At 37.3% G+C, this 12,526-nt stretch carries 13 protein-coding genes, 2 tRNA genes and 1 other RNA gene; 12 read left to right on the forward strand and 4 right to left on the reverse strand.

From position 1 onward, the window contains the following. Nucleotide 1 precedes the first annotated feature (1 nt). A complete protein-coding gene (locus QZ138_RS03725) occupies nt 2-547 on the forward strand; it encodes a DUF2112 family protein (protein WP_292886361.1) in 546 nt (181 codons plus the stop codon). Between the two features lie 9 nt (nt 548-556). After that, nucleotides 557-1,735, forward strand: a complete 1,179-nt coding sequence (locus QZ138_RS03730; RefSeq protein WP_292886364.1) for a TIGR00375 family protein — start codon at nt 557-559, stop codon at nt 1,733-1,735. A 3-nt stretch (nt 1,736-1,738) separates the two neighbouring features. On the opposite strand, the gene QZ138_RS03735 is transcribed toward QZ138_RS03730, so the two are convergent. The 3 genes from QZ138_RS03735 to QZ138_RS03745 form a co-directional block, all read right to left on the reverse strand. Continuing rightward, a tRNA-Arg gene (locus tag QZ138_RS03735) sits at nt 1,739-1,812 on the reverse strand. Nucleotides 1,813-1,866: 54 nt separating this feature from the next. After that, nucleotides 1,867-1,940 (reverse strand) — tRNA-Arg (locus QZ138_RS03740). A gap of 90 nt (nt 1,941-2,030) precedes the next feature. Continuing rightward, nucleotides 2,031-2,567 (reverse strand): endoglucanase, encoded by a 537-nt coding sequence (locus QZ138_RS03745; protein ID WP_292886367.1) that lies wholly within the window; start codon nt 2,565-2,567, stop codon nt 2,031-2,033. Nucleotides 2,568-2,723: 156 nt separating this feature from the next. On the opposite strand from QZ138_RS03745, the gene frhA reads away from it, so the two are divergent. The 5 genes from frhA to QZ138_RS03770 all read left to right on the forward strand — a co-directional run bounded on the left by frhA (nt 2,724) and on the right by QZ138_RS03770 (nt 7,331). After that, the gene (gene frhA / locus QZ138_RS03750) at nt 2,724-3,938 is read left to right on the forward strand and encodes a coenzyme F420 hydrogenase subunit alpha (RefSeq protein WP_292886370.1); all 1,215 of its coding nucleotides are present in this window, start codon (nt 2,724-2,726) and stop codon (nt 3,936-3,938) included. A 19-nt stretch (nt 3,939-3,957) separates the two neighbouring features. Beyond that, nucleotides 3,958-4,527: a hydrogenase maturation protease gene (locus QZ138_RS03755; protein WP_292886373.1), complete on the forward strand. Its 570-nt coding sequence runs from the start codon at nt 3,958-3,960 to the stop codon at nt 4,525-4,527. Continuing rightward, a complete protein-coding gene (frhG, locus tag QZ138_RS03760; RefSeq protein ID WP_292886376.1) occupies nt 4,527-5,375 on the forward strand; it encodes a coenzyme F420 hydrogenase subunit gamma in 849 nt (282 codons plus the stop codon). The genes QZ138_RS03755 and frhG overlap by 1 nt, the downstream gene beginning before the upstream one ends. Before the next feature lie 11 nt (nt 5,376-5,386). Next, entirely contained in the window at nt 5,387-6,238 is an 852-nt protein-coding gene (frhB, locus tag QZ138_RS03765) for a coenzyme F420 hydrogenase subunit beta (RefSeq protein ID WP_292886379.1), read from the forward strand. A 112-nt stretch (nt 6,239-6,350) separates the two neighbouring features. Beyond that, nucleotides 6,351-7,331: a hypothetical protein gene (locus QZ138_RS03770; RefSeq protein ID WP_292886382.1), complete on the forward strand. Its 981-nt coding sequence runs from the start codon at nt 6,351-6,353 to the stop codon at nt 7,329-7,331. A 29-nt stretch (nt 7,332-7,360) separates the two neighbouring features. Here QZ138_RS03770 and map read toward each other — a convergent pair whose 3' ends face one another. Next, nucleotides 7,361-8,278 (reverse strand): type II methionyl aminopeptidase, encoded by a 918-nt coding sequence (map, locus tag QZ138_RS03775; RefSeq protein WP_292886385.1) that lies wholly within the window; start codon nt 8,276-8,278, stop codon nt 7,361-7,363. Between the two features lie 98 nt (nt 8,279-8,376). On the opposite strand from map, the gene QZ138_RS03780 reads away from it, so the two are divergent. The 5 genes from QZ138_RS03780 (at nt 8,377) to QZ138_RS03800 (ending at nt 12,507) form a co-directional block, all read left to right on the forward strand. Continuing rightward, nucleotides 8,377-8,781 carry a hypothetical protein gene (locus QZ138_RS03780; RefSeq protein ID WP_292602225.1) on the forward strand — a complete coding sequence of 135 codons (405 nt, stop codon included), beginning with the start codon at nt 8,377-8,379 and terminating at the stop codon, nt 8,779-8,781. An 8-nt stretch (nt 8,782-8,789) separates the two neighbouring features. Next, entirely contained in the window at nt 8,790-9,305 is a 516-nt protein-coding gene (locus tag QZ138_RS03785) for a hypothetical protein (RefSeq protein WP_292602222.1), read from the forward strand. Between the two features lie 158 nt (nt 9,306-9,463). Next, nucleotides 9,464-9,746: RNase P RNA component (rnpB, locus tag QZ138_RS03790), an RNA gene on the forward strand. A 166-nt stretch (nt 9,747-9,912) separates the two neighbouring features. Next, the gene (locus QZ138_RS03795) at nt 9,913-11,082 is read left to right on the forward strand and encodes an aldo/keto reductase (RefSeq protein WP_292886388.1); all 1,170 of its coding nucleotides are present in this window, start codon (nt 9,913-9,915) and stop codon (nt 11,080-11,082) included. 84 nt (nt 11,083-11,166) lie between these two features. Further along, nucleotides 11,167-12,507, forward strand: coding sequence for an MATE family efflux transporter (locus QZ138_RS03800; RefSeq protein ID WP_292886391.1), 1,341 nt, complete (start codon nt 11,167-11,169; stop codon nt 12,505-12,507). The last annotated feature ends 19 nt before the right edge of the window (nt 12,508-12,526 follow it).

The following is a 12,526-nucleotide window of genomic DNA, read 5'->3' on the forward strand; positions in this document are numbered from 1 at the left end:
TATGAATGTTATAGTCATTCCAGACACATCAATGATTGTAATTCCATTGATTGAAAAGAATGGGCATACTTATTTGTCCCCCAGCAATTTCTCCCGTTACGACAATATGGATATTTGCGAAGGGAATTTGACATTTGACAATCTGATTACAAAATATGCCTCAAGCGAACTTCCCTCAGGCGTAAAATCAAGATTATTCCTATTTTCTAAAGTCGTTGAGAGGGCTGATGCCGCAATCATCATCGGAAAGCGTCCCCGCATTTATGAGCGGATGTACAGTCCGTTGAATGATTTGATACTCTTTGGAGGAAATGCATGCAACAATGCCCACAGCCTCTTTGTCAAGATTGTCAATGATTTAGATATTCCGACACTGAAGCTTGCTTTTCCAACAACCCAAAGGGAAATCATCGACCTGATTGACAAAACAAACGGATTTTTAAAAAATCTGGATTCGGTTGGTGAAGTGGGTGTTGATTTGATGCCTAAAAGGGAGAAATATCCACTTTCTGATGTTAAAAAAATATTAAATAATACTAGTTTCTAACAGTTAATCATGTTAGTAAATGCCGATTTTCACACTCACAGCTGTTTTTCAATGGCATCATCTAAGGACATGGTGATTAGAAATATCGCTCCCAAATCTAAATTGAAGGGATTGGAGCTTTTGGGAACCGGTGACGGCCTTCATCCGAAGTGGCTCGATATAATTGAGGAAAGCACAACATATTCGGGTGACGGCATATACACGGCTGACGATATGGATTTTGTTTTGACAACTGAAGTTGAGGGAAAAAGCAGAATCCATCATCTAATCATCATTCCCGATTTGAACATTGCCCGTGAGATGTCAGAAAAATTGCCTTCAAAAAACAAGAACGCTGACGGGAGGCCCAAAACAAAGCTTGGAGGGGCGGAGCTGTTGGAATTTGCTCATGACTATGATTGCCTGATCGGTCCGGCACATGCATTCACGCCATGGACCGGAATGTACAAGTCACATGACAGCATTTATGACTGTTACAAGAAGGCTCCCGATTTCGTTGAGTTGGGATTGTCTGCTGACACTTCTATGGCCGATACGGTATCGGAACTCAAGGATTTCGTGTTTTTGACAAACTCGGATGCACACTCCCCATGGCCCCACAGGTTGGGCCGTGAATTTAATCAGATTGAGCTGGAAGACATTTCCTATTCTTCAATCAAAAAGGCTTTTAAAATGAGGGATGTCAAGGCTAATTATGGCCTGGTGCCCAATTTGGGGAAATATCACATGACTGCATGCACTAAGTGCCACAAATTGATCGATCCTCTCGTTGCCCGTGAAAACAGGATGAAATGTTCATGCGGAGGCACAGTCAAAAAGGGAGTTGACTTCAGGATATCTGAAATAGCGGATTTGGACAAACCCGTTCATCCTGATTTCAGGCCAAAATATGTTCATTTGATGCCTTTGGCTGAAATCATTTCTTCTGTTTATGACAAGGGAGTTACCACAAAGTTCGTACAGGGAATCTGGCAGAAATTGATTGATGGTTTTGATACCGAAATCAACGTTTTGATTGATGTGCCATTGGGTGATATCAAAAAAATCGATGGAAATGTTGCCTTAGCCATAGAGTCATTCAGAAATAATACTATTGAGGTAATTCCTGGTGGAGGCGGACAATATGGTCAGATACTGTTTAAAAAAGAAGTTAAAAAGCCTAAAGTGGTCACTTTAGACAGTTTTTAAAAGCGGACTTGGAGGGATTTGAACCCTCGATCTTAAGATTAGGAGTCTTACGCCCTTCCAGACTAGGCTACAAGCCCAAAAAATAACTAAGTTGCCTAAATTTGTTTTTCCAAAAAAAGAATTTATAAGGACGGACCCGCCGGGATTTGAACCCGGGGTCTTCGGATTAGAAGTCCGACGCCCTATCCAGCTAGGCTACGGGCCCTTACATATAGCAATAATAGTTTTGTTTTTCTTATTATATATACTTATCCATTTCATTAAAAATAAAAAAAGAAAGGATTAAAATTAAATTTTATCCTCTTCCGGTACTTCCGGTTGCGTCATCAACACTAATGGTATCTACGGCATTTCCTTGCTTATCATAGACTGTGAAGTACCACATACCATCTGAATAATAACCATCGCCTGCATAACATCCATCTTCTAATATTGCATCAGCTGCAATAGCTTTCGCATCTGAATAAGACATTTGTGTACTTGATCTTCCACTATCGCTGCTGGAACTTGATGAACTGCTTGAAGATGAGGATGAAGATGATGAGGATGAATCACTTGATGAATCGCTTGAAGATGAATCACTTCCTGAGTAATCGCTTCCTGATGATCCATCATCTGCACCAGAATCTGAACTTCCTGCGGTGATTGCTACAGAGGAAGAATTGTTTGCTAAAGTGCTATTATTTCCAAGTCCATTTCCATTATTGTTTGCGCCCATACTAGATAAATTAGAGAATATTGGGTTGTCGGTATTTGTTATACCGTATGCGGTAACCGCTGCTGCGATACATAATACAATAATTATTGAAATGATAATATTTGATTTATCCAATTTTTTCCCTCCTATCAAGGTATTTAATTATAATAAGTAAAATTAGTTTTTTCTCTTTTATATATATTTCGATTTGTAATTTTTGAAGTTACTTATTAATAATAATAAACATATATAATTAATGTTAGTTTCTAATTTATAATTGAGGTGACATATTTGAAAGATAGAGTAGTTATATCCCCTACAACTCGTCAAGAGGGCCATGCCGAACTCGTCATGGAAGTAGACGATGAAGGGATTGTTACAAAAGGTATGTATTTAAGTATAACTCCTGTAAGGGGTTTAGAAAAGATGGTTCTTAACAAAGCACCTGAAACCGCTCCTGTTTTATGTCAAAGAATCTGTGGAGTATGTCCTATTCCACACACTTTAGCATCCGCAGAAGCTATGGACATGGCTTTAGGTATCGAAATTCCTAAAGCAGCTAAATTGTTAAGAAAAGCTGTTGCAGCAGCACACGGAATTAACAGTGCAGCAATTCACCACTTCTTAGTTGCACCTGACGTTGTCCCTGAAGACAAATTCGCAGATGCAGTTAACAGCGTAAGTGAAGTAAGAAAACATGTTCAATATGTTGTTGACATGATTGCCGGTGAAGGTATCCACCCATCCGATATTAGGGTTGGAGGAATGGCAAGAAACATTACACCATTCACTAAAGAAAGATTAATCGAAAGAATGACTGCCTTAAAACCAAAACTTGACGCACACGTTGAATTTATTGCAAACTGTGTTCAGGAAGCTGGTTTACCTGCAGATTTAGGTGTTGTTGACCAACCTTTAATGGCTATGGATGCAACTTACGGTACCAACGAATTCGATATGGACAAATTCTCAGAAGTATTGCCTGAAGCATGGTATGATGATCCGGAAATCGGTACAAAAGCATGTTCAGTAATTCCATTATGGGAAGGTGTCAATGTTGAAACTGGTCCAAGAGCAAGAATGGAAAAATTCTCAGGCTTCAAAGACAAAGGTGTAGTTGCTCAACATCTCGCTCGTGCTCAAGAAATGTTGAAAAATTACGACGCTTGTATGGAAGCATTAGATGCAATTGATACTGCAGCACCTGCAAACGTATCTTACGATAAGAGAGGAACTGGTGAACTTGGATTTGGTGTTATTGAAGGTCCTAGAGGAACTGATGTACACATGGCTCAAGTCAAAGAAGGAAAAACCCAATTCTACTCAGCTATTGTACCAACTACTTGGAACATTCCAACCATGGGTCCTGCAACCGAAGGATTCCATCATGAGTTAGGTCCACATGTAATCAGAGCTTACGATCCATGTTTATCCTGTGCTACTCATGTAATGGTAGTTGACGATGAAGACAAATCCATTCTCAAAAATGAAATGGTGAGAATCTAAATAGTGGAGGAAAATTTAAATGCCTTATGATTCGGAGATTATTGTCATAGGATGCGGAAATGTATTATTTAAAGATGATGGATTCGGTCCGGTCATCATAAACTTGTTGCAGAAATATTGCGACGACCAAAATGATTATTATGACCCGGCCGTCACAGCTTATGTTGAAGATGAATTCGACAAGGATATATTGGCTGAAATCCAGCAAAAATTTGAAGGAATAACATTACCTGACAGTATCCAGTTCATTGACGGCGGAACTGCAGCTCCAACAAACTTTTTCCCATTGTATGAGGAATATGATTGGAAAAAACTGATAGTTATTGATGTTGTAGAATTTGATGCGGAACCTGGAACCGTTGATGTGTTTGATCCGAACATAATGAAAATAGGAAAATATGACAATCCTCACGGAATGACTGTTGAAGAACCGCTTCAAAAAATATCTGAAAAATGTGAAGTGGTTGTTGTAGGTTGCAAACCTGCTTTGATTCCAACTCCGGATGTGGATTTGGGTTTAACAGAACCCGTAATTAAGGCTGTTCCTAAAACTATAGATATTATTTTAAAAGAAATTGGGGTAAAATAATGTTTGATAAATTGAAAAAAGCTTTAGGCGGTTCCAACCAAGAAGAAATCGCACCTAAAGTAGAAGAAAAAGTTGAAGCTGCTCCTGAAAAACCTGTTGAAGCTGCTCCTGCAGAAGAAACAAAAGCTGCAGCTAAACCACGTATTGGTTACATTCACTTAAGTGGTTGTACTGGAGATGCAATGTCTTTAACCGAAAACTACGACATTTTATCTACCGTATTAACCGACATGATTGATATTGTTTACGGACAAACTTTAGTAGACAAATGGGTTCACGGTACTTACGCTGAAGAAATGCCTGAAATGGACTTATGTTTAATTGAAGGATCCGTATGTTTACAAGATGAACACAGTGTACAAGAATTATTAATGGCAAGAGAAAAATCTGCTTTAATCTGTGCATTCGGTTCCTGTGCTATGACCGGTTGTTTCACAACCTTCGCACGTGGAGGCCAACAAGCACAACCTAAACATGAATCTTTCGCACCAATCAGTTCTTTAGTAAAAGTTGACTGTGCACTCCCTGGTTGTCCTGTAGCTCCTGAAATGATTGCAAAAACAGTTGTTGCATTATGTAACGGAGACATGGAATACTTACAACCTGCTATTGATAAAGCTGCTTGTAACACCGGATGTGGCTGTGACGTGTTAACCAATATAATCCGTAACGGATTATGTAGTGGATGTGGAACTTGTGCTCTAGCTTGTCCTACAAGAGCTATGGGCTTTTCTGAAGGTAGACCTAGCTGTGATAGAGACAGATGTATTAAATGTGGATCTTGTTATGCAATGTGTCCAAGAGCATGGTTACCTATAAAGAGAATTAAAGAGGAAACTGGATTATAGGAGGATTGAACATGCCATTAGGAACTTATAAAGAAGCATTATCTGCAAGAGCTACTGATAGCAAAATTACTGATGTATCACAAGACGGAGGAATTGTTTCAGCATTACTCTGTTATGCAATCGATGAAGGAATCATTGAAGGTGCAGTTGTAGCTGGAACTCCTGATGAAGATTGGAGACCTATTCCTACTGTAGTAACTTCCGCTGATGAAGTTATCGCAGCAGCAGGTACCAAATACTCAATGTCCCCAACCTTATCTGCTGTTAAAGAAGCTACCCGTCAATATGGTTTAGAAAAAGTTGGTGTTGTATCAACCCCATGTCAAACCCAAGGTTTAAGAAAAGCACAAGCTTACCCATTTGCAAGATTTGTTGCTGATAAAATCAAATTAATCATAGGTATCTACTGTATGGAAAACTTCCCTATGGCTTCTCTTGATACTTTCGCAACCGCAAAATTAGGATTTGACTCCTTACAAGATGCTACCAAAATGGACATCGGTAAAGGTAAATTCTGGTTAACCAAAGACGGCGAAGACTCTGGTTTAGCTATTAAAGAAACCCACGGATATGAACAAGCTGGATGTAACATCTGTATGGATTACGTATGTGAATGGGCTGACGTATCAACCGGTTCTGTAGGATCCCCTGACGGATGGTCCACTGTTTTAACCAGAACCGACGACGGTGAATCAATATTCAAAGCTGCTGTTGACGCTGGTTTAATTGAAACAAAACCAATGGACGACGTAAAACCTGGTCTTGGCTTACTTGAAAAATTAGCTAAAGGTAAAAAGGACAAAAACGGCAAAGAACGTGAAAGAAGAGCAAAAATGGGATTACCACTTCCTGTGGAATACTAATTCCACTTCTTTCTTTTTTTTATTTTTTAATTATCTTCAATTAAAACATACTTTTTTTAAATTAATCTTTAAATACTATTTCTGTTAGATATATCTAACAGTGAGGTGTAATATGAAATTTAATAGATTACTTGTTTTTCTAATTGCAATTGTATTTTTACTGTCAATAAATTTTGCATTTGCGGTTGATGAGAATATTACTCAAGCGGTTTCTGAAGTGGATGATAATCTGGTGGAACTTGATTATGCTCCACAGAACACATTGGCTGCTGCTTCTGAAGATATTGTAGCCTACAGTGATGATTCCGATGTTGTTGGCGATGAGATCAAAACAATTGTGATGGGGAAGGTTACCAAGAGGTATAATGGTGCAATAGAATATTCCGCTACTTTTTATGATACCAGTGGTAGTCCATTGAAAAACACCAATGTTCTTTTTGAAGTGGATGACTATAATGATTACCGGGTAGATACAGATTCAAATGGTGTTGCATTATTGAAAATATTAATAAATAACGGAAACCACAAGATTTCTGCATTAAATCCGACTAACAATTATGTTGATTCAGCAAACATTAAGGTATTTGATGTTGTTACCGGCGGAAAAAACATTAAGATGTACTATGACAATGGCAACGCATATAAGGTTCGCGTTTTCGATGATAATGGAAATCCAGTAAAAGCGGGTCAAAAAGTTACTTTTACCTTAAATGGTAAGAAATATGTCAGAAGCACAGATAAAAACGGTTATGCATCTTTTAAGATAACTGCAAAACCTGGAACATATGCAATCTATGCGCAGTATAAGGATTTTAGGATAGGCAATTATGTGACTGTCAAGGATGTTATTAAGGCAAAAACAGGCAAGGTTAAACCGGGTTCAAAAATCAAGTTCCAGGTCAAATTCCTTGGCAAAAACAAAAAGAATAAAGTCATCAAAGTTAAATTCAACAAAAAAACATATAAGGCAAAAACAAACAAGAAAGGAATTGCAATATTCAAACTTAAAAATCCTAAAAAAACAGGCAAGTTTAAAATCGTAGTAATATACAAGAAATCCAAAGTAAACTATGAATATTCACAAAATTGGTAAGAAAAGAGATATCTCTTTTCCTTTTTTTTTTAAATGGTTGTAACTGTACACCCTTCTTTTTCAACGATTATGGTGTGTTCCTTTTGGCTTACGAAGCAGTTCTGCTTTTCACGCAAAGGAGCATATGCATATACGGCCATCGCATCTGACAATTGCTTTAAGGCAATGCTTCCTTTTCTCTCACCAAATTCATCTGTAATCCATCTTCCGGAAAACGGAACAAACCTGTGATTGTGCTGAATATATTTCAGAACCCTCTGTGTACTTTTCATTCTGAAAGGCCTGTTTTTCAGGTATGAGAAAATATAGTGTCCCGGGGCGTCGTTTACGATTCCCTCTCCGTTTGTTGCAAACGGTTCGATTGCCACCGCCTGGCCTTCCTCTAAAATGTAGTGGTCATGATTGTCATAGTTTGGGATTGATATTCCTGCATGGAGGTTATTCTGTTCTAGGCTGTGGCCGGTTAAATTGAATATCGGATTTAATTTGTACTCGGAAATTGCTTCATGGACAGCTTCACCAATCTTTGACACTTCAATTCCTGCCCTTGCGGTTGCGATTGCAGCTTCAAGACCTGCTTCGGACGCTTCAACTATCTCTTCATGCAGGTTTATTTCATCCTGTGTGTAATTTTCATCAATGTTTCCATCAGCTATTATTGTAATGGCGGTATCTGCAATATATCCGTCAACCATTGCTCCCAAATCCAATTTTACCATGTCTCCCGCATTAATTACGGTTTTGTCATTTGCTGGAGAAGTATAATGTGCAGCCACTTCATTCAATGATACGTTGCATGGAAATGCAATTTCAGCGCCGGACTTTAATATTTCGCTTTCTACATATTCCACCAGGTCAATGACCAATGTTCCTTCTTTTATCATTTTTGAAGCTTCGTCACGTATTTTTGAAGCGATTTTTCCTGATTGTATATAAGATTCCATCATAAATTTTTACCTTCCGTGTTAATCAATTAAATATTTAATTGATAAAGTTTATATATTAATTTATTAGTATACATTATATATTAATTGGAGGTTAAAAAATGGATATTCCTACAATACCTGACCAAATGTTTTTACTAATTGTTTTGGTTATCGTAGCCTTTGTATTAATTATCATTGTTTTCCAATGGAGAAAGATTGCTCAATCCAAAAATTCAATTGCAATTCTTGAAAAGGAAATTGAGCTTAAGAAAATGTCCATGGTTGAAAAAGACATAGAATCTAAAAGATTAATGGATAATCCTATTCCATTGCCGCAAGACCAACAGGATCGTCTTTCTGAAATTAGACAATCTACAACTGAAGCAAGAAGTCGCGTTGGGTTCCTTCATTCCGAAATCAATGAAAGATTAGCGAGATTGGAAGCTGAAACCGAACGTAAAAAACTTGAAAAAATGCTTACAGAAATTGAAGAAAAAGAAAAGAAACTTAAAGGAATGAAATAGGTGAGAATATGGAAGCTGTAGAAGTGGTTGCAATTATGATTCTAATTGTTGCAATTGCAGTTTTAGTTTATTATTATTTATTGAATAGTCCTGCCACTATGGACAAATTACGTTCTTATGTTCCAACAAGTGCAGATGCACATATGGATGAAGTTTTAAGCAATTCTTCAGATTATTCAGATTTATCTAAAGATAAACCTTCCGAAAAAGGTGATTCTGTAGGTAAAAGAATCAAAGTCAAATTAAGTGATATCGACATGTCCGCTTTAAACACTGATGCTTTTTCCAATAAAATTGATGCATTTTTGGATGCTAAAAGCGAAGAGTTAATTAAGGACTGGTCTTTGGCTACCACTGAGGATGTGGAAGATCTTCAAACCAAATTTTCACAAACCACTGCCAATGTGGATAGTCTGGAAAAAGATTTCAATGAATTCAAGAAATCTTCTGAAGAGTTCCAAAAGTTAACTGAAGAAAAGCTTAACGACTTGGATAAAAGAATCGAATCATTAGAAAATAACTAATATTATTTTCTTTGATTTCTTTCCATTTTACGAAAACTTTATATATTAATAGTAACTTAAATAATAATGTTACTGATTTTCATATAGCAGGGTGGGGTAGTCTGGTGAACCCGCAGGGCTCATATCTAGGCCCTGCTAATTTTAATTAATATTTTTTGGCAAGTTAAAGACGGCTGCTGGTTATTTTTTTAACTAAGGAAACTCCGCACATCAAACAAGACTACGGCGTTGAAAAACGTATACTGAGAAGTATGATTCTGGAGCAGAAACGACACGGCTTTTAATGGTGGACGATGATATTTAATTGAGGACATTAAAAGAAACGGTGAAACGGCCATTCCGTAGGATGCAAGAGCAAAGTTGCCGATAATCGCTTGTGTAGGCAAGGTAGTTCGCTAAGATGAATGCTGATGAACAGAATGTGGGTTACTCTTAACATGCCAAAATATTAATTAATTTTCAAATTTTAACTACTATTTTTTTAAAAAATATTCCTTTGCCTAAAAACATTCATAATTGCATAGTATTAAATATGTTATTAAATATATTCTTAATTGATATATAAAAAAACATGTGTTGAAAAATAACTTAATTTTATGTGATGTCAATGATATATAATACGCTCGGAAAAACAGGCTTAAAGGTTTCAAGATTGGGTTTTGGAACCATGAGACTTCCGACACTCTATTCCAATGCCGATATTGATGAGGAGGAAGCAACTAAAATGTTTGATTATGCAATTGAGAATGGAATCAACATATTTGACACCGCTTTTCCATATCATAATGACACTTTGGCCGGCAATGGAAATGGTGAAATATTTTTAGGCGAATACTTTAAAGAAAACAACTTAAGGGATGAAGTGATCCTTCAAACAAAATCTCCTACATGGTTCATTTCAGAGAAAAAGGATTTTGAATCATTTTTGGATAAGCAGCTTGAAAAACTGCAAACAGATTATCTTGATGTTTACCTGTTGCACTCATTAAATGCCTCCGGATGGAATAAGGTAAAGAATTTGGGTGTAATGGACTTTCTGGATGATTGCTTAAGTTCCGGAAAGGTTAAGCATGTAGGATTTTCAGCGCATGTTGGATTGGATCTTCTGACTGAGATTTTGGAGGAATATCCTAAATGGGAAGTTGTTTTGACTCAAATGAATTACCTGGACGAATACTACCAGTCAGGAGCCGACGGCCTTCAATATTTAAAGAAGAATGACATCGGGACAATGATTATGGAGCCTTTGAGGGGAGGCAGATTAATCAACCATGTTCCTGAAGAGGTTACTGTGTTGTGGGAAATATCTGAAGTTGAAAGAACTCCCGTAGAATGGGCATTTCAATACCTGTGGAATCGTGACGATGTCGATTGCGTTTTAAGTGGAATGAGCAGTTTAAATCAGGTAAAGGAAAATATAAGATATGCTTCACATGAAGATGTTATCAGCGAATATGATCAGGAACTGATAAATGATGTTGCAAGACAATACAAGGCTTCCACCTTGGGAAATGAATGTACAAAATGCGGTTATTGCATGCCTTGTCCTAATGGAGTGGATATTATTAACTGCTTCAATGAATACAACATCGCTCAGATGATGAAGGACCCTAAGGCAAGTGCCATGCAGTATTTCTCAGTGATTGACCGGGGTTCAAGAGCCGACAGCTGCCGTAAGTGTGAGGAATGTTTGCCGTTGTGCACTCAGCACATAAATATTCCTGAAGAGCTTGAGAAGGTACGTGAATACTTCGGTACTGAATTTAACCATTTTTAGATTATTTTAAAAAATATTGTGAAACGAAAGAAATTCACAATTATTAAAAAAATATTTAATATCCTTCAATTTAAAATTAATAATATGCATAAAAACATTGATTTAGTCACCAACCCAATTAAATCATTCTGGAAATTGACTGTACCAATAATGTGTTTTGTCATGTTTGACGGCATTTCCGCTTTGGTGGATATGATGTGGGTATCATCCATAAGCAGTGATGCAGTTGTGGCTATGGGGGTTTCCGCTCCAATTCTACTTTTAATCTATTCTATTGGGGATGCAATTGGTGAAGGGTCTAATTCAATAATTTCTCGTTATATCGGTCATGATAGTTATGATGAATCATACAACGCGCTGATTCATGGAATTCTCATAAGCGTCATCGTTTCGGTTGCTTTTATAATCTTGGCGTTTTTTTTAAATGAAGTATTGAAGTTTATGGACGTATCAGAATCTGTTGAATTGGCTAAGCAGTATCTGTTTCCCCTTTTTTTAGGTGCAAGTGTATTGATGTTATCAGATCTCTTCAGCAATACCCTTCAGTCTGAGGGAGACTCTAAAAGTCCGACCATCATAATTATTATTTCAAACCTTTTGAATTTGGCTTTGGACCCTATTTTCATATTTAATTTAAAGTTGGGTGTTTCAGGAGCTGCATATGCCACAGTCATTTCTTCAGTATTTTCCGTTTGCATATTCCTGTTTCTGTATTTTTCCGGACGAACAAAGATTCCATTAAGCTTAAAGTATTTCAAGTTTAAAATGCATATCATTTATGAAATTTTAAAGGTGGGCATTCCTAATCTTTGTGATGATATTGTAAGGTGTTCCGTTTCAGTTTTTGTCAATGCACTGCTTTTCCAACAGATGGGTCAGGTTGGTGTGCTGCTGTTTTCCGTATCCAGCAAAATTGAGGATTTGCTTAAAACCCCGACTGAAGCTTTCGGTAATGGAATAATGTCTGTTTCAGGACATTTGTACGGTGCCAAAAAATTCGAAAGGGCGAGGGATCTTTATCGGTATGTGCTTAAGGTCAATCTTGCCACATCAATCATTGTCAGTTTCGCATTCTTTTTGATGCGTGACTATGTCTATCAATCGTTTTCTGTGGTTAATATGGAAACCTCCATTTTTTGGATTGCGATTTTCGGAGCGGTCATCCTCATATCCAGGCCTTTTTCAGCCATTCCCGCAAAAATGGTGGATGGTTTTGGAAAAAGTTATTATCCTCTGGTGCTGAACACATTCAAATTGGGATTGAAGGTTGCTGTTTTGGTTTTAGGTAAGGGGGTACTTCCGTTTGGATTATGTCTTTTGCTTGCATTATCGATTGAAGAGATTGTCTTCGCTTTTGTTTACTATGGATTTGTTAAATGGCTATTCAATAGGGTGGAAAGTCAAAGTGACCCTGTTGTTTGTTAACTTTTCATTCACAAGTGGT

The organism is Methanobrevibacter sp. UBA212 (genome assembly GCF_905233225.1).
Lineage (GTDB): Archaea > Methanobacteriota > Methanobacteria > Methanobacteriales > Methanobacteriaceae > Methanocatella.